This is a genomic window from Pseudomonas sp. CFSAN084952, from assembly GCF_009648855.1.
Classification (GTDB): domain Bacteria; phylum Pseudomonadota; class Gammaproteobacteria; order Pseudomonadales; family Pseudomonadaceae; genus Aquipseudomonas; species Aquipseudomonas paracarnis.
This window is the reverse complement of record NZ_CP045767.1, coordinates 332,368-352,904: the sequence shown is the minus strand read 5'-3', so window position 1 is coordinate 352,904 and position 20,537 is coordinate 332,368. Positions and strand designations below refer to the sequence as shown.

Below are 20,537 nucleotides of genomic sequence, written 5' to 3'. Positions count from 1 at the left end.
CGGTCAACTGTGGGAGCGGGTAAGCCCCCCCACAGTTTAGTTTTGTGTTGGGTTGACGATCACGGTGCAGGTAATCCCTGCCGCCAACAACACGCCTTCCGGCACTTCATCAATGTGAATCCGCACCGGCACGCGCTGAGCCAGGCGCACCCAGTTGAAGGTCGGGTTCACATCGGCGATCAGTTCACGGCTCTCGGGGTTGTCGCGGTCGTAGATGCCACGGGAGATGCTTTCCACATGGCCCTTCAAGGTCTCGCCGCTCATCAGCTGCATATCGGCTTTGTCGCCCACCTTCACGTGGGGCAGTTTGGTTTCTTCGAAGAAGCCATAGACCCAGAACGAGTTCATATCCACCACAGCCATCTTCGCTTCGCCGATACGCGCATAATCGCCACGATGCACGTTGAGGTTGGTGACGTAGCCGTCCACCGCCGCCAGCACACGGGTACGTTTCAAGTTGAGTTCAGCGGCCTCCAGTTGCGCCAGGGCGTGCTGATAATCGGCCAGGGCCGAGTCGGCGATGTTGCTGGCGTCGTCGCGGTTTTCCCTGGAGATCACTAGCGCGTCCAGGTCGGCGCGGCGGTGCGCGTTGACCTTGCGCATTTCCCAAGTGGCCTTGCGGGAGGCCACCAGCGATTGCGCTTGCTTGACGGCAATGCGGTAGTGCTCGGGGTCGATCTGCATCAGCAGGTCGCCTTTTTTCACCAACTGGTTATCGCGTACCGGCACGTCCACCACTTCGCCGGTAACGTCAGCCGCCACATTGATAATGTCGGCGCGCACGCGACCATCGCGGGTCCACGGCGTTTGCATGTAGTGCACCCACAACGTGCGGCCAATCCAGATCGCCAACGCCAGCACCAGCAAGGTGGCGAGCAGGCTGAAAAACTTTTTCATCGGGGCATTCTCAACGGTAGACGCTCAGCGCCAGGGCGCCGAACAGGCAAGCGAACAGGCTCAGGCGCAGCAGCGCCGGGTGCCAGAAGAAACGGTACAGGTCGAACCCGGCCAGGAAGCGGTCAACCGCCCAGGCCAGCCCCGCTGCGATCAAGAACATCAGGGTCATGGTCGGCATATAGATGCCGTGGAATGCAATTTCACGAGGCATTCGGGGCTCCTTTGAGGGCGGCCAGAGGCGATTGCGGGTCGAGCAACGAGGTGCGAATAAAGTGCAGGTAGCTCTTCACCCGGCGCAGGGCCGAGGTGTCGAAGTGCGGGGCGAAGGGCTCGTCGGTGGCCTGCACGCGGCTGATCGCATGGTCGACGGCAATCAACCCGCGCTCCAGGTTGCTGGCGCTGGGTTGCAGGAACAGCCGCACCAGCGAGCGTCCCATCACGCGGATCGCCTGGCGCCACGGCTGCGACTCGGCATACGCCGGGTGCACCGGCAAAATCGCCTGCTCCTTGCGCAGTTCGATGATCGCGTGGCCGACCTCCAGCACCACGAACATCCAGCGCAGCAAATCGCGTTGCACCTGCGGCTGGCCGGCCGCGAGGCCATACGCTTGGTGCAGCAGGTCGCGGGTGCGGCTTTCAAAGCTCGACGCCAGGCCCTTGAGCTTGCCGCTGATGGCATACACCACCTGCTCACGCAGGTCTTGCTCCAGGCGGCGCCACAACCAGCGGCTGTTGGGCGGCAAAATGATCGCCCCCGCCGCCGCGCATACCAGCATGCCGATGACCATGGCGATGTAGTCGTTGATAAAGGTGTAGGGGTTATAGACCGTGAGGTTGTCGGGCACCGAGCCGGTGCTGAAGAAGATCAACAGGCCCACACCCACACCGGCGTATTGCGGGCGGGAGGAGAGGAAGGCACCGAAGATGATCACCGGCGCCAGCATCACGCACAGCAGCGGGAAACCGTCGATCCAGGGGAACACGAAGAACATTTCGACAAAGCCGACCAAGGCGCCGATCAAGGTGCCGCAGGCCATCTGGAACGCCATGCGCTTGGGGTTGGGCGTGGCAGCAGACAGGCCCACCGTGGCCGCCGCGATCAGGGTCATGGTGGCGCCGCTGGGCCAGGCCGTGGCCACCCAGTAACTGCCCAGCACAACCAAGATAAACGAGGCGCGCACACCGGCAGCGGCACAGGCCAGCCAGTTGGTCTTTGGCGTGTAGGCTTCGTGCCAATCCTCCCGCGCATGGCGATGCTCGGCCAGGGACGCGTGGGTTTGCGCGTAGTTGTGCAGGTCGTCGACGAAGCGGTACAGCAGCTCGTAGGCAGTGTGGAAATCCAACTGCTCGGCGTCCGTCGGGTTGTCTTCCTGGAAACTCGCCCGCAGGCTGCGCACCTTGGCGGGCAGGCCGTCCTTGTAGGCGCTCAGTTGGTTGACCAGGCGCGCGGCATCCAAGCTGGTGAGGGCGCGGCCAGAGAAGCCGTCGAGCACTTCGGCCAGGTCTTGCAGGCCGGGCTTGATCGCTGCCACTACATGGTCGGCCTCATCGGCGCGCAAGCGTTCAAGCAATTGGTGCAAGGCGTTGAAGCGCGTGGTGATGCTCATGAATTCGCTGTTAAGGCGACTGAGCCGCCCGTTACGCCGACGCATGTGCGGGTCTTCGAACACGGTGACGCTGCGCAGGCCTTCCAGCCCCACGGCTTCGGCAATAAAGCGCACGTTGCTGGCCTCGAAACCTTCGCGTTGGCTGCGCCCGCGCAGGCCATCGGTCACAAACAGCGCGAACACACCGAAGCGCTGGTACAGCGCGTTGCGCATGGCGGCGCTGGAGGTCTGCGGCAGGATGGCGGCGCTGACCAGTGTCGAGCACAGTATCCCCAGGGAGATTTCCAGCACCCGCCACACCGCCGCCATGAAGGCGCCGTCCGGGTGGGCCAGGGCCGGCAGGCCGACCATCGCCGCGGTGTAGCCGGCGAGCACGAACCCATAGGCGCGAAAGTTACGATTGCGCGTGGCGCCAGCGGTGCAAATGCCCACCCAGATCGCCAGCGCACCGAGGAACAGTTCGGTGTTCTGCGCAAACAAAGCGATCAACAGCACCATTACCGCCGAGCCTGCCAAGGTCCCGAGGAAGCGATAGAAACTCTTGGCGAACACCTGGCCGCTCTGGGGCTGCATCACGATAAATACGGTGATCATCGCCGTGCGCGGTTGCGGCAGTTCCAGGCGCATCGCCAGCCACAGCGTCAGGAACGCAGCGACCAGCACTTTGAAGATATACACCCAGGTCACACCATCGCTGCGTGCCCAGTCGAAAAAACCACGGCGCCACTCAAGGGAATGCAGCCAGCGCAGCGGTGCAGGCAAGGGAGTCATCAAGGCCTACTCAGTGATCAAACACGGCGAGCGCCGCCGGAGTCTTGCTTGGGAGTGTCTTGGCAGCCGTGGGCACATCGTCGCCAGCGCCGAGGCCGCCGCCCAAGGCGGTCACCAGCTCGGCATGGGCGCTGAGGCGTGCCGCCTGCACCTGTTGTGCGATCTGCTGCTGGCGAAACAACAAGGTTTGGGCGTTGAGCACGTTGAGGTAATCAGTGAGGCCACGCTGATAGGCGATCATGGCGATGTCGTAGGTTTTCTGCGCCGAGGCCACCGACTGCGCGGCAAAAACCGATTGCTTGTCCATGGATTCGCGGCGGATCAACTGGTCGCTGATGCCCTTGAGCGCATTGACCAGGGTCTGGTTGTACTGGGCCACCGCGATGTCGTAGCCGGCACTGGCTTCACCCAATTGCGCACGTAGACGGCCGCCGTCGAAGATCGGCAAGGTGATCGCCGGGCCGACGTTGTAGTTGAATTTCTTGCCGGCCAGAAACGCCAGCATACCGCCGCCGGTGGCCATGTAGCCGAGGCTGCCGACCAGGTCGACGTTGGGGTAGAAGCCTGCATGAGCCACATCGATACCCCGTGCCTGGGCCGCTACCTGCCAGCGACTGGCGACCACGTCCGGGCGTTGACCGAGCAATTGCGCCGGCAGGCTGGAGGGCAATTTCAACGGCGCGGCGAGGGCCAGGGTCGGGCGCTGCAACTGCGCGCCCTCCCCCGGGCCTTTGCCGGCCAACGCCGCCAGTTGGTTACGGCTCAGGGCGATTTCCTCGTCCAGGGCATCCAGTTGGCGATGGGTTTCCGGCAGCGGGGTTTCTGCCTGGCTGACGTCAAAGTGAGTACCGATCCCGGCGGCCAGGCGTTTGTTGGCCAGGTCCAGGATCTGCTGTTGCTGGGCCAGGGTGGCGGCCGCGATGTCATGGTTGGCGTACTGCAACGACAGCTGGATATAGGCGCGCACCACGTTGTTTTGCAGTTCGAGCTGGGCCAGGCGCGCTTCGGCGGCGCTCATGTGCGCCAGGTCGACCGCACGTTCGGTCGTGTTGCTTTCCCGGCCCCACAGGTCGAGGGCGTAGCTCAGGCCCAGGGACGAATTGTTGTCCCAGGTGTTGGCGCCGCTCAATTGGCCGGGGCCGTAGAACTGATCCTTCGGCCAGTTGTGACGCTTGAGGGTGGTGTCGCTGTTGACCTGCAGCGACTCGGCCGACTCGGCCACGCCGGCCAGCGCTCGGGCTTGCCGCACACGGGCGGCGGCCACGGCCAGGCTGGGGCTGTTGCGGGTGGCGAGTTCGACCCAACGGTTGAGCTGCGGGTCGCCGTAGGCCTGCCACCATTGGGCGGTGGGCCAGTGGGCGTCGCGGTCGGCGCTCTGGATCGCGGCGTCGGTGGCCAGGGTATTGGCGTTGATCGCCTGGCCTTGCGGGGCGATTCCTCCGGTTCCGATGCAACCGCTGATGACTGACGTTAAAGCCCAAACACTGAGAGTCTTCAGCTCTCTGCTGATGCGACGCGGCACGGCAAGCGAATTCCTGAGAGGGTGTTGCGGGAGAGGTGGCGCAATTCTAGGCGGCGCCAGGGAGGACGATAAGCTGGTATTCCTGTGAATCTTTGTTACCGTTCAGGCGATAATCCGTTGGTAGGGATCACTGAAAGCGTAACTTTCTGTCACAATTTGCTATCTCCCTTGAGAACACTCCATGGACACTTTGCAAAACATGCGCGCCTTCAGTTGTGTGGCCGAAGCCGGCAGCTTCACCGCCGCCGCCGTGCAACTGGACACCACCACGGCCAACGTCTCGCGCGCGGTCTCCAACCTTGAGGCCCACCTGCAAACCCGCTTGCTCAACCGCACCACCCGACGCATCGCGCTGACCGAAGCCGGCAAACGCTATTTGCTGCGCTGCGAGCAGATCCTCGCCTACGTCGAAGAGGCCGAGGCCGAGGCCAGCGACGCTCACGCGCGCCCGGCCGGGCAGTTGAAAGTGCACACCATGACCGGCATCGGCCAGCATTTCGTCATTGACGCCATTGCCCGCTACCGCCGCACGCATCCCGACGTGACCTTCGACCTGACCCTGGCCAACCGCGTGCCGGATTTGCTCGATGAGGGCTATGACGTGTCCATCGTGCTGGCCAGCGAGCTGCCAGACTCAGGTTTCGTGTCCCAGCGCCTGGGCATCACCTACAGCATCGCCTGCGCCTCGCCGGACTACGTCAAGGCCAAGGGCTGCGCACAGCGGCCCCAGGACTTGCTCAACCATGCGTGCCTGCGCCTGGTCAGCCCAGTGGTCCAGTTGGACAAATGGACCTTCAACGGCCCTGAAGGCCAGGAAAGCGTGGCGATCAACAGCTCGCCGTTCCTGGTGAACTCGGCCGACGCGATGAAAACCGCGATCACCAGCGGCATGGGCGTCGGCCTGCTGCCGGTGTATGCCGCCATCGAAGGGCTGCGCAATGGCACGCTGGTGCGGGTGATGCCGACCTACCGTTCCCAGGAGCTGAACCTGTACGCCATCTACCCCTCGCGCCAATACCTGGATGCAAAGATCAAAACCTGGGTGGAATACCTGCGCGGTTCGTTGCCGGAAATTCTGGCGGCGCACCAGGCGGAGTTGGTGGCGTATGAGTTGAGCGGTGGTGTGGGTAGCGTGCGGATGGCGAACTGATTTTGGCATGCTGCTTCCCCGCCCCCTATAAATTCATTGTGGGAGCAGGCAAGCCAGCTCCCACATGTTGAGTGGAGTTCTGCAATGAAAAAGACTGTCCTGGCCTTCAGCCGTGTCACCCCGCCCATGATCGAACGCCTGCAACAGGATTTCGAGGTGATCGTGCCCAACCCCAAGCTGGGTGACATCAACGCACAGTTCAACGAAGCCCTGCCCCATGCCCATGGCTTGATCGGCGTGGGCCGCAAGCTGGGCCGCGAGCAGCTTGAAAGCGCAAGCAAGCTGGAGGTGGTGTCCAGCGTGTCGGTGGGCTACGACAACTACGACGTGCCGTACCTCACCGAGCGCGGGATCCTGCTCACCAACACCCCCGATGTGCTCACCGAGAGCACTGCCGACCTGGCCTTTGCGTTGCTGATGAGCAGCGCCCGCCGCGTGGCCGAATTGGACGCCTGGACCAAGGCCGGCCAATGGAAAGCCAGCGTGGGCGCGCCTTTGTTTGGTTGCGATGTGCACGGCAAGACCCTGGGCATTGTCGGCATGGGCAATATCGGCGCGGCCGTGGCCCGGCGTGGGCGCCTGGGCTTCAACATGCCGATCATTTACAGCGGCAATAGCCGCAAGACCGCGCTGGAGCAGGAACTGGGCGCGCAGTTTCGCAGCCTGGAGCAGTTGCTGGCCGAGGCGGATTTCGTCTGCCTGGTGGTGCCGTTGAGCGACAAGACCCATCACCTGATCAGCACTCGGGAGCTGGGGTTGATGAAGCCCAGCGCGATTCTGATCAATATTTCCCGTGGGCCGGTGGTGGATGAGCCAGCGCTGGTCGAAGCCCTGCAAACCCAACGCATTCGTGGCGCCGGGCTGGATGTGTATGAAAAGGAACCGCTGGCTGAATCGCCGTTGTTCCAGCTGAGCAATGCGGTGACCCTGCCGCATATTGGTTCGGCCACCGGTGAAACCCGCGAAGCCATGGCCAACCGCGCCGTGGACAACCTGCGCAGCGCCCTGCTGGGCCAACGCCCGCAGGATCTGGTGAACCCACAGGCCTGGAAGGGCTGACACTGGACTTAATGTGGGAGCTGGCTTGCCAGCGCCCACATAAACAGTGCCCGACACAAAAATCCGGTTAAAGCCCAGGCCAGCCAAGTCGATAACTCTCTATAGATCGTCATCCCTGATCCACAGAAGGTTTTTATGTCCACCACCAAAGCCCGCGCAGACTCACTCTCGCTTCTGCTCTTTACCTTGCGCAGCGGCAAGCTGATGGCCATCAACCTGTTGAAAGTCAGTGAGATCATCCCCTGCCCGCCGTTGACCAAGCTGCCGGAGTCCCACCCGCACGTCAAAGGCATCGCCACCTTGCGCGGCGCTTCGTTGTCGGTGATCAACTTGAGCCGCGCCCTGGGTGAAATGCCTTTGCAAGACCCGGACGGCGGCTGCCTGATCGTCACCGATGTCAGCCGTTCCAAGCAGGGCCTGCATGTTCAGGCGGTGAGCAAGATCGTGCATTGCCTGACCACCGATATCCGCCCGCCGCCCTACGGCTCCGGCGGCAATCGGGCGTTTATCACCGGTGTGACCCAGGTGGAAGGTGGCCTGGTGCAGGTGCTGGATATCGAGAAAGTCATCCACGGCATCGCCCCGGCACCGATTGAAGCGGCGCCGACCGACCTGACCATGGAAGAAGCCGAAGTGCTGGGCAACGCCCGCATCCTGGTGGTGGACGACAGCCAGGTGGCTTTGCAGCAATCGGTACACACCCTGCGCAACCTCGGCCTGACCTGCCACACCGCCCGCAGCGCCAAGGAAGCCATCGACGTGTTGCTGGAACTGCAAGGCACGGTTGAACAGATCAACGTGGTGGTGTCGGACATCGAGATGTCTGAGATGGACGGCTACGCCCTCACCCGCACCCTGCGCGAAACCCCGGATTTCAAGGACCTCTATGTGCTGTTGCACACCTCTCTGGACAGTGCGATGAACAGCGAAAAAGCGCGCCTGGCCGGCGCCGACTCGGTACTTACCAAGTTCTCATCCCCAGAGCTGACCAAATGCCTGGTGGTCGCCGCGCAAACCGTGGCGCAAAAGGGGCTGTAAGCCTTGGCCGAGTATTACCAGTTGCTGCGTCGCGACCTCACCGGCAGCCTGCCCGCCCCGCAGTGGCCAGCGAATACCCGGCTGGATCATTATCGCGATGAGCTAGCTCCGGCGATCCATGCCGTGCTGCGCATGACCCAGGACCAGGGCGGCGGCCGTGTCGGCCACCTGGAGGAGTGGCGCCAGCAGTTCGTCACCGATGCCGACTACGACCCGACGCTGTGTCTGGTGGCCAGTAACCACGACGGTATTCTCGCTGTGGCACAATGCTGGACCAGCGCCTTTATCAAGAACCTGGCCGTACACCCCTGTGCCCAAGGCCAAGGGCTGGGCCGCGCCTTGCTGCTGCACAGCTTCCAGGTATTCAAGCAGCGCGGTGAACCCTATGTGGACCTCAAGGTGCTGGAGAGCAACCTGCGCGCCCGGCAACTGTATGAAAGTGCGGGCATGCGATTTGTGCTGCGCGACATCGTATCCAAGGGCTGATCCTCACTGGCGCATAACTTGCTTCCAGAGCCCCTGAGCGGTAGATAGAGGTAAAAACCCGTCACCCCTCAAGCGTGCCCTCTGACCTTGCCTGGTGACAGATCCGCCATGAACACACACTTTTCCTGCGTCGGTTGCGGTAAATGCTGCAGCGACCATCACGTGCCCCTGACCCTCGAAGAAGCCCGCAGTTGGGCGGCGGACGGTGGCAACGTCATCGTTCTGGTCGAGGGCTTTCTTGGCAATGGCCTGGGCCTGCCCCTGCAACAACGGGAACACGCTGAGCGCCGCTCAGTGGTCGTGCCCAGCGGCAATACCGAGGCGTTTGTGGCAATTACCTTTGCCGCCTACAACGCCGGACGCTGCCGGAATCTTGACGAAGACAACCGCTGCCGCATCTACGAACGGCGCCCGCTGGTGTGCCGCATCTACCCGATGGAGATCAACCCGCATATCCCGCTGAACCCGAGCGCCAAGGACTGCCCGCCCGAATCCTGGGAGCAAGGCCCCGCGCTGATCGTCGGTGGCGAGTTGATGGACGCACAACTGGCCGAACTGATTCGCCGCTCACGCCAGGCCGACCGTGATGACGTGCAGACCAAAGAAGCGGTGTGCGCGCTGCTCGGCATCCGCACGACCGCGCTCAAGGGCGACGGGTTTACCGCGTACTTGCCGGATATGCAGGCGTTTGCCCAAGCCATTGAACAGGCGGTTGAACAGCCGGCGGTGACCCATGAATGGGTGTTTCATGTGTCCGGGATGGACGTCGCCGAACAGGTGCTGGATGCCGGAGCGCAAATTGCCACTGAGGTGCCAGCCAATTATGCGTTTATCTCGTTGAGGGCGGCTTAAGCCGCTGCGGCTTCATGACGGTATGGGTATCTAATTCAACTTCGGGTGCAAAGCTGCACACACATTAGCGCTCATGGACGGGCGGGCAATACACCGAGGCGATAGGGCTGGAGGATGCGTTGGTATTCGCCATTCTGCATCAGTTGCTCAAGCGCATGATTAAGCTCATTACGCAACGCGGTATCGGTTTTTCGCACCGCGATCGCCACGCTATTACCCAGCAGGCCAGACGACACAGGCGGGCCCATGAAGTCGAAGTCCAGGCCATCGGCCGTGTCGAGCAGGGCTTCACGGATCTCCACGACGCCTTGCAGGGTCGCATCGATATCGCCCGAAACCAGGCTCTGCACCAGTTGGTCGTTCAGCCAGAAACTCCTGATGATCACTCCCGCCGGAGCCCACTGCGACAGGGCGTAGGCTTCACGATTACTGCGCACCAACACCCCGACCCGCTTGCCCTTGAGCAAGCGCCGATCAGGGCGCAGGCCTGAGGTTTTACGCGCCACCAGCCGCGTGGTGATCGGGTAGAGGTCATCGGTGAAACTCACCCGTTTGCGCCGACGACAGGTGGGCGCCATGCCCATGATCGCGTCGAACTGCCTGGCTTCAAGGGCCGGGAAGTTTTCCATCACGACCTGGTCAACCCAGGTACAGCGCACGTTGAGCTGCTCGCAGAGGGCATTGCCCAGTTCGATATTCAGCCCCACCAATTGCCCTTGGGAATTGCGGCTTTGAAATGGCGGGAAATGCGCGGCAACGGCGAAACGGATTTCACGCCGCGGTTGCACGTCGACGGCAACCGCAGTCGACGAGAGCAAGAGGACGAGCACCGCACAGAGGTGTATCAGGGCCACGGGAATGTCCTTTTCCGGAAAGCTGACTCACCACGCCCCGATGAGCGTCATCGGGACGAAGCAAACGCTGTGCAAGCTTTCAAGAATCGGTCGCGGACCTACAAGCAGAAATTTCTACGGGCAATGTAGGTAACAGCCTATAACGCACCTACGGTTTTAATCTCAGCGTTTACCCATGGACCGGCGAGTGCCCGGAGGCGCCATGCCCGGCGTCTTGGTATGGCCGTTCTTGGCGCCGCCTTTGTACCAGGGCTGGCTGGCATGCTTGGCGCCAGCCAGCTCGCCCGGTTTGAAGGGGAACTTAAACGCCGGGATCTCGGTTTTTTCAACGCCGTCGGCGGTGGCCGAATCGACGAGGTCAGCCGCGTCGACAGGGGGTTGGGTTGGGGAAGTCATAGGGGCTCCGGCGCAGCTATAGGTGTAAAAGCGCGAGTATACGGGGGCAAAGCAGCAAGCGGTAAGCTTCAAGCCACAAGTAAAAAGCGCTAGCTGTCGCGGCTGTCAGTTTCGCGTCACCGTGCTGACCGTATTACCGGGCTATAAAGCAGCTACCCAACCTTCAACTGGCAGCTTGCGGCTTAAAGCGTGCAACTGCGTCCGGCGCCTCCCATGCAGATAAAACGAAACACGGCCCTGATGGTGGGCGTCCTCTTGATACTAGCGGTGGCCGCCTGGGCCGTAACACGGCCTGCCAAGCCCCGGCTGGCTGCGCCCACAGCGATCCCGGTACGGGTGGTGAGCGTCGCGCAACAGGACGTTCCCAGGTTCATCAGCGGCATCGGCTCAGTGCTGTCGTTGCACAGTGTGGTGATTCGCCCGCAGATCGACGGCATCCTCACCCAGTTGCTGGTCAAGGAGGGCCAATCGGTGAAGGCCGGCGACTTGCTGGCGACCATCGATGACCGTTCGATCCGCGCCAGCCTCGACCAGGCCAGGGCGCAATTGGGCGAAAGCCAGGCGCAGTTGCAAGTGGCGTTGGTCAATCTCAAGCGCTACAAAGCGCTGAGCATCGACGACGGCGTGTCCAAACAGACCTATGACCAGCAACAGGCGCTGGTCAACCAGCTCAAGGCCACTGCGCAAGGTAATCAAGCGGCCATTGATGCAGCTCAGGTACAACTTTCCTATACCCAGATTCGCTCCCCGGTCAGCGGCCGCGTGGGCATCCGTAACGTGGACGAAGGCAACTTCCTGCGCATGAGCGACACCCAGGGGCTGTTTACCGTCACCCAGCTCGACCCGATTGCCGTTGAGTTCTCCCTGCCACAACAGATGCTGCCGACCTTGCAGGGCCTGATTGCCGCCCCCACCCGGGCCACCGTCGACGCCTACCTGGGCGCCGACACCGACAACCAGACCGGCGACCTGCTCGGCGAAGGCCACCTGAGCCTGATCGACAACCAGATCAGTTCCACCACCGGCACCCTGCGGGCCAAGGCCGAGTTCAGCAACCCGGCGCATAAGCTATGGCCGGGGCAACTGGTGACCATCAAGGTCCAGACGGCCCTCGACAAGAACGCCCTGGTGGTACCGCCGACCGTGGTGCAGCGCGGGCTGGACTCACATTTCGTGTACCGCGTAAGCGCTGACAAAGTCGAGGTGGTGCCGGTGCAAGTCGCCTACCAGAACAGCGACATCAATATCATCAAAGGCGTGCAGGCCGGCGATGTGCTGGTCAGCGATGGGCAATCGCGGCTCAAGGCCGGTGCGCAGGTGGAGGTGCTCAAGGAGCCGCCGCAAGTGATCCACACCGCCAACGCCCAGGTGCAACCATGAGTGCAAGCCGGTCGCCCTCGGCCTGGTGCGTTGACCACCCGGTCGCCACCCTGTTGCTGACCTTCGCCCTGGTGTTGCTGGGGATTATTGCCTTCCCGAACCTGGCCGTCGCGCCACTGCCGGAAGCGGAATTCCCGACCATCCAGGTCACAGCGCAACTGCCCGGCGCCAGCCCGGACACCATGGCCTCATCGGTGGCCACGCCTCTTGAGGTGCAGTTCAGTGCCATCCCCGGCATGACCCAGATGACCTCCAGCAGCGCCTTGGGCTCCAGCCTCTTGACCCTGCAGTTCACCCTGGAAAAAAGCATCGACACCGCCGCCCAGGAAGTCCAGGCCGCGATCAACACCGCGTCCGGCAAGTTGCCCAGCGACATGCCGAGCTTGCCCACCTGGAGGAAGGTCAACCCGGCGGACAGCCCGGTGTTGATCCTCAGCGTCAGTTCCAGCAGCATGCCCAGCACCGAGCTGAGCGACTACGTGGAAACCCTGCTGGCGCGCCAGATCAGCCAGATCGACGGCGTCGGCCAGATCAACATCACCGGCCAGCAACGCCCGGCGATCCGCGTGCAGGCGTCGCCCGACAAGCTCGCGGCCATCGGCCTGACGCTCGCCGACATACGCCTGGCCATCCAGCAGTCGAGCCTGAACCTGGCCAAGGGCGCGATCTATGGCGAAAACAGCGTGTCCACCCTGTCGACCAACGACCAGCTGTTTCACCCGGAGGAATACGGCCAACTGATCGTTTCCTACAAGAACGGTGCGCCGGTTCAACTGCGCGATATCGCCAAGGTCATCAATGGTTCGGAAAACGCCTACGTGCAAGCCTGGTCCGGCGATACGCCAGGGGTGAACCTGGTGATTTCACGCCAGCCTGGCGCCAACATCGTCGACACCGTCGACCGCATCCAGGCCGAGTTGCCGCGCCTGCAAGACATGTTGCCAGCCTCGGTGCAGGTCAGCGTGTTGACCGATCGCACCAAGACTATCCGCGCCTCACTGCATGAAGTGGAAATGACCCTGCTGATCGCCATCCTGCTGGTGGTGGCGGTGATGGCATTGTTCCTGCGTCAACTGTCGGCGACGCTGATTGTGTCTGCGGTATTGGGTGTGTCGCTGGTAGCCAGTTTCGCCCTGATGTATGTGATGGGGTTCAGCCTGAACAACCTGACCTTGGTGGCCATCGTGATCGCCGTGGGCTTTGTGGTGGACGATGCGATTGTGGTGGTGGAGAACATTCATCGGCACTTGGAAGCCGGCTTGGGCAAACGTGAAGCGGCGATCAAGGGCTCGGGTGAAATTGGCTTTACCGTAGTGTCCATCAGCTTCTCGCTGGTGGCGGCGTTTATTCCGCTGCTGTTCATGGGCGGCGTGGTCGGTCGGTTGTTCAAGGAGTTTGCGTTGACGGCCACCGCGACCATTCTGATTTCAGTGGTGGTTTCGCTGACATTGGCCCCGACGCTGGCCGCCTTGTTCATGCGTGCCCCTACCCACCCTGCCCACGCCAAACCCAGCTTCAGCGAACGCCTGCTGGCCGGCTATGCGCGCAACCTGCGCCGGGCCTTGGCGCACCAACGCAGCATGGCCGCGATCTTCGTGGTAACCCTGGCCCTGGCGGTGGTCGGCTATGTGTTCATTCCCAAGGGATTCTTCCCGGTGCAGGACACCGGTTTCGTGCTCGGCACCAGCGAAGCGGCGGCCGATGTGTCGTACAAGGACATGGTCGCCAAGCACAAGGCCCTGGCCGAGATCGTCAAGGCCGACCCGGCGGTGCAGGCGTTTTCCCATTCGGTGGGCGTTACCGGCAGCAACCAGACCATCGCCAACGGCCGCTTCTGGATCGCCTTGAAAGACCGCAGTGAGCGCGATGTGTCCGCCAGCCAGTTCATCGACCGCATCCGCCCACAACTGGCGAAGGTGCCTGGCATCGTGCTGTACCTGCGCGCCGGCCAGGACATCAACCTGAGCTCCGGCCCCAGTCGCGCCCAGTACCAATACGTGCTTAAGAGCAACGACGGCCCGACGCTGAACACCTGGACCCAGCGCCTCACCGAAAAACTGCGCGCCAACCCGGCGTTTCGCGACCTGTCCAACGACCTGCAACTGGGCGGCAGCATCACCCATATCAGCATCGACCGCCAGGCCGCCGCACGTTTCGGGCTGACCGCCACCGATGTCGACCAGGCGTTGTACGACGCCTTCGGCCAGCGCCAGATCAACGAGTTCCAGACCGAGATCAACCAGTACCAAGTGATACTTGAACTGGACAGCCAACAGCGCGGCAAGGCCGAAAGCCTCGACTATTTTTACCTGCGCTCGCCATTGACCAACGAGATGGTGCCGTTGTCGGCCTTGGCCAAAGTCGACCCGCCCACGGTCGGGCCGTTGTCCATCAGCCATGACGGCATGTTCCCTGCTGCCAACCTGTCGTTCAACCTGGCGCCCGGCGTAGCCCTGGGCGATGCAGTGATCATGCTCGACCAGGCCAAAAACGAAATCGGGATGCCGAGCACAATCATCGGCAACTTCCAGGGTGCGGCCCAGGCGTTCCAGAGCTCGCTGGCCAGCCAACCCTGGCTGATCCTCGCGGCGCTGGTGGCGGTCTACATTATTCTGGGTGTGCTGTACGAGAGTTTTGTGCACCCGCTGACGATCATTTCCACCCTGCCCTCGGCGGGCCTCGGTGCGCTGGTCATGCTGTGGCTGCTGGGCCAGGACTTTTCGATCATGGCCTTGATCGGCCTGGTGCTGCTGATCGGCATCGTGAAGAAAAACGGTATCTTGATGATCGACTTCGCCCTGGAGGCGCAGCGGGTACGCGGGCTGCCGCCCGAAGATGCGATTTATGAAGCCTGCGTGACACGGTTCCGGCCGATCATCATGACCACCCTTGCCGCGTTGCTCGGCGCCGTGCCGTTGATGCTCGGCGCAGGCCCTGGGGCGGAACTGCGCCAGCCGCTGGGCATCGCGGTGGTCGGTGGCTTGCTGGTGAGCCAGGCGCTGACGCTGTTCACCACGCCGGTCATATACTTGTACCTTGAACGTTTTTTCCACAGGCCCAAACCAGCGCTGACGCTGGCGACCACACACTGAGGCGGTCATGCGCGTCCTGATTATTGAAGATGAAGAAAAAACCGCGGACTACCTGCACCGCGGCCTGACCGAGCAAGGCTACACCGTCGATGTGGCCCAGGAAGGTATCGAGGGCCTGCACCTGGCGCTGGAAAACGATTACGCCGTGATCGTGCTCGACGTGATGCTGCCCGGCCTGGATGGCTTCGGTGTGTTGCGTGCCTTACGCGCCCGCAAGCAGACGCCGGTGATCATGCTCACCGCTCGCGAGCGCGTTGAAGACCGCATCCGCGGCCTGCGCGAAGGCGCCGACGATTACCTGGGCAAGCCGTTTTCGTTCCTGGAACTGGTGGCCCGCCTGCAAGCCCTGACCCGCCGCAGCGGCGGCCATGAACCGGTGCAGGTCACCGTTGCCGACCTGTGGATCGACCTGATCAGCCGCAAGGCCAGCCGCAACGGTGTACGCCTGGACCTGACCGCCAAGGAGTTCTCGCTGCTCAGCGTATTGGCGCGACGCCAGGGCGAGATCCTGTCCAAGACCGCGATTGCCGAGATGGTCTGGGACATCAATTTCGACAGCGATGCCAACGTGGTGGAAGTGGCGATCAAGCGTCTGCGCGCCAAGCTCGACGGGCCGTTCGAACACAAGCTGCTGCACACCATTCGTGGCATGGGCTATGTGCTGGAGAACCGCATGCAGGAAAACCACAGTGGTCGCTAATTCCATCGCCCTGCGCCTGAGTGGCATGTTCACCCTGGTGGCGCTGCTGATCTTTCTGTTAATCGGCGGCGCGCTGTACCAGCAGGTCGACCGTGGCCTGGGGCTGTTGCCAGGTGCCGAGTTGGATGCGCGCTACAGCGTGCTGGAATCGTCGATCAATCGCTTCGGCACGCCGGAACATTGGGCCAAGATCAGGTCCAAGCTCAAGCTGTTGGGGGAAGAAGACAAGCGCATCCGTTTCTGGGTGGTCAGCAGCGACCCGAGCTACGAATACGGTGAGCCGGACGCGCAGATTCGCGCCTTTGCCGAAGGCGCCACAGGTAAGCGCGACCTGCGCCTGCCGGGTCACGATTATCCCTTCAAGGTGCTGGTCAGCCAATTTGCAGCCAAGGACCAGCGCCCGGCGTTGCGCTTTATGATTGCCATCGACACGGAGAACTTCCGCGCCACCCAGCATCACTTGCTGGTGGCGTTGATCAGCCTCGCGCTGGTGGGTGTAATACTGGCGGCACTGCTGGGGTTCTGGGTCGCGCGTATCGGCCTCAAGCCCTTGGGCAAACTCTCGGATGAAGCGCAAAAGCTTGCGCCGCCGAAACTCTCCGGGCGCCTGCAATTGTCACCCTTGCCGCCCGAGCTGAGCCAATTCGTCAATTCATTCAACGCCACCCTCGACCGGGTTGAGCAGGCGTATTCGCGCTTGGAATCGTTCAACGCCGACGTTGCCCATGAACTGCGCTCGCCGCTCACCAACCTGATCGGCCAGACCCAAGTCGCGCTGACACGCGGGCGTTCGGCCGAACACTATTTTGAGGTGCTGCAATCGAACCTGGAGGAGCTGGAACGGCTGCGCTCGATCATCAACGACATGCTGTTCCTTGCCAGCGCCGATCAGGGCAGCAAAGCCACCAAGCTGATCGAATGCTCCCTGGCCGATGAAGTGGCCACCACCCTCGACTATCTGGATTTTATCCTCGAAGACGCCCAGGTTCAGGTGCGCGTGGACGGCGATGCCCTGGTGCAGATCGAAAAAGCCCACCTGCGGCGTGCGCTGATCAACCTGCTGAGCAATGCCGTGCAACACACCGCACCCGGACAGATTATCGACGTGCATATCCAGGTGCAGGAGAAGCAGGTGGCAATCGGCGTGACCAACCCCGGCGACGCGATTGCCAGCGAACACTTGCCACGCCTGTTCGAACGCTTCTATCGGGTGGATGCCTCGCGCAGCAACAGCGGGGCCAATCACGGATTGGGGCTGGCGATCGTCAAGGCGATTGCGTTGATGCATGGCGGGGATGTGTTTGTGCGCAGTGAAGGCGGTGGCAATACGTTTGGTATCACCCTGCCGATCTAAACAACTCGGTCAAAATGTGGGAGCTGGCTTGCCTGCGATAGCATCACCACGGTAGGCCTGGCATACCGAGGTGTCTGCATCGCAGGCAAGCCAGCTCCCACAGAAGATCCCATGGCCCTCACTGTTGCGATTTGGGCAATAGTTATTATCTTGTTACACTCTGTATCGCACCGCTCCCCTGCGTTACTTTGACGCATCGATGAGCGCGACGGCAAAGACAGCTGACCACTCACCCGAATTTCCCTCGACTTATTTCCAGGGCTCTACACTGGGAATCTGTCTTAAAGCCGCTGACTTCAGCGGCTTTTTTTTGCCGTGAAAAAAGGCCGGGCACACCCCACGACACTGGCCGTTCATGATTGACCAAAGGAGCTCCACCGGTGAAGAACTCGCTGACGTTCACCCCGTTATTCCTCGCAATCGCAGCAACGATCATCCCGCTTGCCCACGCGGCAGACGCCCCGCCCGTCGAAGGCTTCGTCGAGGGTTCACACCTCACGATCAACACCCGCAACTACTACATGAACCGCGACCGGCGCGATATTCATACCGATGACAGCAAGGAGTGGGGTCAGGGTTTTATCGGCACCTTCGAATCCGGCTACACCCAGGGCCCCATCGGCTTGGGCCTGGACGTCAATGCCATGCTCGGCCTCAAGCTCGACGGCGGTGGCGGTACGGATGGTTCCAGCATCCTTCCGTATGGCAGCGGCAACGGCAAAGCGCCGGGTTCGTTCTCGACGGCTGGCGGCACCTTGAAGCTGCGCGCCTTCGACACCGAACTGAAAGCCGGCGACCTGTTCCTCAACAACCCGGTGATCGCCGGCGGCATGACACGCATGTTGCCGCAGACTTTCCGTGGCGTGAGCCTGACCAACCACAGCTTTGACGGCTGGATGTTCGAAGGTGGCCAGGCCAGTTTCACCAAACTCTATAACCAGAGCGGCCATCGGCGTATTGGTACCAGCTACGGCACGCTGCCCGCCAACACCGACAGCCAGCACCTGGACTGGGCTGGCGTGTCGTTCAGCGGGATCGAGGGGCTGACCAGCAACCTGTACGCGTCCGAGCTCAAGGACGTCTGGCACCAGTATTACTACGACCTGGAATACACCTACGCCCTGAACGACCTGGTCAGCCTGACGCCCGGCCTGCACTACTACCATACCCAGGACACCGGTCAATCGCTGCTGGGGGATATCGACAACAACACCTACAGCCTGCATTTCACCGTGGGCGTGGGTAACCACAGCGTCACAGCGACTTATCAGCGGGTCAATGGCAACACGCCGTTCGATTACATCACCCAGGGCGACAGCGTGTACCTGGACAACTCCCAGCAGTACTCGGATTTCAACGGGCCCAATGAGCGCTCCTGGAAGCTCAAGTACGCCTACGACTTTGCCGGCCTCGGCGTGCCCGGCCTGACGTCCGCCGTGTCCTACATCAGCGGCAAGACCGACCTGACCAAGGTCGACCCCAACAGTCGCGGCTACAGCAACTGGTACAGCGCCGATGGCAAGGATGCCAAGCACTGGGAGCGCGATATCGACCTGAAATATGTGGTGCAGGACGGCAAGGCCAAGGACTTGGCCGTGCGCCTGCAATGGGCGACCAATCGCGGCAGCAATGGCTACTCGGCGGTGGACCGGGATGTGGATGAATACCGTGTGATCGTGGACTACCCGATCAACGTGTTCTGAGTACAGGTAGGAGCGAGCTTGCTCGCTCCTACAGGTTGGCTTTGCGCCATATTTAAGAGTTGCTACTACGCTAAGGGCATTCTCAATGCAGAAGTGTGCCCGATGAGTTCAAGCCCTACCCGCCCCAACCGCCGCCCGGAGCGCCTGCTGATCCTGGGCAGCACGCTCACGGTGTTGCTGATCGTGGGGGTCGTCACTGCGCTGCTGATTCGTGAACATGCCAACACCCTGCAGACGGCCAAGCGCACCGCCAACACCATCACCCAATTGATCGACGCTGACGTGCTGCGCAATGTCGAACTTTACGACATGGCCCTCAAAGGCTTGATCAGCGCCACCGAGCGCACCGACCTGCAAGACGTTTCAGAGAGCATCCGTCATTTGGTGCTGTTCGATCGTTCCGCAGCGGCGCCCTACAAGGGCGATATCCTGCTGTTGGACCCGGCTGGCGAGGTGATTGCCGATTCCTCCCTGCTCACGCCCAAACTGGGTAACTTTGCCGACCGGGACTACTTTCGGGCGCACCGCACCAACCCCGACCTGGGCCTGTATATCAGCCGTCCGTTCATGGCGCGCTGCCAGTGTGCCGACCCCTGGCGCATCGCGTTCAGCCGTCGCGTTTCGTCACCGGATGGGCGCTTCCTGGGAGTGGCAGTCGCGTCCATGCGCCTGTCGTACTTTCATCAGTTATTCAGCAGCTTGAACATCGGCAGCAACAGCACCATCAACCTGCTCAACCACCAAGGCATCCTGCTGGCGCAAGAGCCTCTGCTGGAAGCAGATATCGTCGACAAGGACCTGAGCCAGCGCCCGAATGTGGCGCGCATGCTGCGCGAACGGGACGGCAGCTTCCAAAGTATCTCCAGTGTCGATCGCCAGGCACGGCTCTACAGTTTTTCGAATGTGGGCAACTTGCCGCTGATCGTGGCAGTGGCCTTGTCCAGCAATGAAATGTTCGCCCCCTGGCGACGCGCGGCGTGGCTGGTCAGCATCGCGACCGGAGTGTTGTGCGTGGGCCTGTTGTGGCTGACCTGGGCACTGTGCATGGAGCTGCGCCGTCGCCATCGCGCCGAACAGGTGCTGTCAGAACTGGCAGCCACCGACGCCCTTACCGGCCTGGCCAACCGCCGCACGCTGGACGAACGCTTGCGGCTGGAATGGGACCGGGCACAACGCTCCATCGAGTCGTTGAGTGTGCTGATGATCGATGTGGACCACTTCAAGGCCTTCAACGACCGCCACGGCCACCAGGGCGGCGATGAGGCGTTGCGCGCAGTCGCGCAGGTGATCGCCAGCCATATCCGCCGCCCTGCCGACCTGGCGGCGCGCTATGGCGGAGAGGAGTTCGCGGTGGTGTTACCCAATACCGACGCCAAGGGGGCGTGGGTGATCGCCGAGCATATCCGCAAGGGGGTCCAGCACTTGCCGCGCAAGGCCGGGGATGAGCAACCAATCACGGTGAGCATCGGCATGAGTACTTGGCAAAAGCACAGCCGTATTTCCCTTGAAGACCTGCTGCTCAAGGCTGACCAAGCGTTGTATCAGGCCAAGCACAGCGGCCGTAACCGGATAGTGGATGTTTCAAAGACCTCAAACTGATGAGGTCAGGTGTGGGAGCTGGCTTGCCTGCGATGGCGGTGGGGCAGCTATCTATAAGCTAACTGGCCGACCGCTAT

Annotated in this window: 17 protein-coding genes; 11 read left to right on the top strand and 6 right to left on the bottom strand. The window is 62.0% G+C overall.

From position 1 onward, the window contains the following. Positions 1–36: 36 nt before the first annotated feature. Genes GH769_RS01680 through GH769_RS01665 form a run of 4 tightly spaced genes read right to left on the bottom strand, consistent with a single transcriptional unit; the run spans position 37 to position 4,797 of the window. Positions 37–897 (bottom strand): HlyD family secretion protein, encoded by an 861-nt coding sequence (locus GH769_RS01680; protein ID WP_020301246.1) that lies wholly within the window; start codon positions 895–897, stop codon positions 37–39. A 10-nt stretch (positions 898–907) separates the two neighbouring features. Beyond that, on the bottom strand, positions 908–1,108 hold the full coding sequence (locus tag GH769_RS01675; RefSeq protein ID WP_003188711.1) for a DUF1656 domain-containing protein: 201 nt from the start codon (positions 1,106–1,108) through the stop codon (positions 908–910). Further along, positions 1,098–3,275 carry an FUSC family protein gene (locus tag GH769_RS01670; RefSeq protein ID WP_014716992.1) on the bottom strand — a complete coding sequence of 726 codons (2,178 nt, stop codon included), beginning with the start codon at positions 3,273–3,275 and terminating at the stop codon, positions 1,098–1,100. Before GH769_RS01670 ends, GH769_RS01675 begins: the two co-directional genes overlap by 11 nt. Before the next feature lie 10 nt (positions 3,276–3,285). After that, a complete protein-coding gene (locus GH769_RS01665) occupies positions 3,286–4,797 on the bottom strand; it encodes an efflux transporter outer membrane subunit (RefSeq protein ID WP_014716991.1) in 1,512 nt (503 codons plus the stop codon). Positions 4,798–4,978: 181 nt separating this feature from the next. On the opposite strand from GH769_RS01665, the gene GH769_RS01660 reads away from it, so the two are divergent. The 5 genes from GH769_RS01660 to GH769_RS01640 all read left to right on the top strand — a co-directional run bounded on the left by GH769_RS01660 (position 4,979) and on the right by GH769_RS01640 (position 9,382). Next, entirely contained in the window at positions 4,979–5,947 is a 969-nt protein-coding gene (locus GH769_RS01660; protein WP_014716990.1) for a LysR family transcriptional regulator, read from the top strand. Between the two features lie 84 nt (positions 5,948–6,031). Continuing rightward, on the top strand, positions 6,032–7,006 hold the full coding sequence (locus tag GH769_RS01655; RefSeq protein ID WP_032903350.1) for a D-glycerate dehydrogenase: 975 nt from the start codon (positions 6,032–6,034) through the stop codon (positions 7,004–7,006). A gap of 135 nt (positions 7,007–7,141) precedes the next feature. After that, positions 7,142–8,044 carry a chemotaxis protein CheV gene (locus GH769_RS01650; protein ID WP_032903352.1) on the top strand — a complete coding sequence of 301 codons (903 nt, stop codon included), beginning with the start codon at positions 7,142–7,144 and terminating at the stop codon, positions 8,042–8,044. Between the two features lie 3 nt (positions 8,045–8,047). Beyond that, a complete protein-coding gene (locus GH769_RS01645; RefSeq protein WP_032903354.1) occupies positions 8,048–8,530 on the top strand; it encodes a GNAT family N-acetyltransferase in 483 nt (160 codons plus the stop codon). A 108-nt stretch (positions 8,531–8,638) separates the two neighbouring features. After that, complete coding sequence (locus GH769_RS01640; RefSeq protein ID WP_014716986.1) at positions 8,639–9,382, top strand: YkgJ family cysteine cluster protein; 744 nt, start codon at positions 8,639–8,641, stop codon at positions 9,380–9,382. Positions 9,383–9,453: 71 nt separating this feature from the next. Here GH769_RS01640 and GH769_RS01635 read toward each other — a convergent pair whose 3' ends face one another. Together GH769_RS01635 and GH769_RS01630 are read right to left on the bottom strand one after the other, a co-directional pair. After that, a complete protein-coding gene (locus tag GH769_RS01635) occupies positions 9,454–10,236 on the bottom strand; it encodes a transporter substrate-binding domain-containing protein (RefSeq protein WP_014716985.1) in 783 nt (260 codons plus the stop codon). 162 nt (positions 10,237–10,398) lie between these two features. Then, positions 10,399–10,632 carry a hypothetical protein gene (locus tag GH769_RS01630; RefSeq protein ID WP_032903355.1) on the bottom strand — a complete coding sequence of 78 codons (234 nt, stop codon included), beginning with the start codon at positions 10,630–10,632 and terminating at the stop codon, positions 10,399–10,401. Between the two features lie 213 nt (positions 10,633–10,845). On the opposite strand from GH769_RS01630, the gene GH769_RS01625 reads away from it, so the two are divergent. The 6 genes from GH769_RS01625 to GH769_RS01600 all read left to right on the top strand — a co-directional run bounded on the left by GH769_RS01625 (position 10,846) and on the right by GH769_RS01600 (position 20,460). Continuing rightward, positions 10,846–12,012: an efflux RND transporter periplasmic adaptor subunit gene (locus GH769_RS01625; RefSeq protein ID WP_032872214.1), complete on the top strand. Its 1,167-nt coding sequence runs from the start codon at positions 10,846–10,848 to the stop codon at positions 12,010–12,012. Beyond that, positions 12,009–15,104 (top strand): multidrug efflux RND transporter permease subunit, encoded by a 3,096-nt coding sequence (locus GH769_RS01620; RefSeq protein WP_153649476.1) that lies wholly within the window; start codon positions 12,009–12,011, stop codon positions 15,102–15,104. Before GH769_RS01625 ends, GH769_RS01620 begins: the two co-directional genes overlap by 4 nt. Before the next feature lie 7 nt (positions 15,105–15,111). Beyond that, the gene (locus GH769_RS01615) at positions 15,112–15,804 is read left to right on the top strand and encodes a heavy metal response regulator transcription factor (RefSeq protein WP_032903358.1); all 693 of its coding nucleotides are present in this window, start codon (positions 15,112–15,114) and stop codon (positions 15,802–15,804) included. Then, positions 15,794–17,158 (top strand): heavy metal sensor histidine kinase, encoded by a 1,365-nt coding sequence (locus GH769_RS01610; RefSeq protein WP_019816941.1) that lies wholly within the window; start codon positions 15,794–15,796, stop codon positions 17,156–17,158. Before GH769_RS01615 ends, GH769_RS01610 begins: the two co-directional genes overlap by 11 nt. A 380-nt stretch (positions 17,159–17,538) precedes the next feature. Continuing rightward, entirely contained in the window at positions 17,539–18,861 is a 1,323-nt protein-coding gene (locus tag GH769_RS01605) for an OprD family porin (RefSeq protein WP_032903359.1), read from the top strand. 102 nt (positions 18,862–18,963) lie between these two features. Next, positions 18,964–20,460: a diguanylate cyclase gene (locus tag GH769_RS01600; RefSeq protein ID WP_014716978.1), complete on the top strand. Its 1,497-nt coding sequence runs from the start codon at positions 18,964–18,966 to the stop codon at positions 20,458–20,460. Positions 20,461–20,537 lie beyond the last annotated feature (77 nt).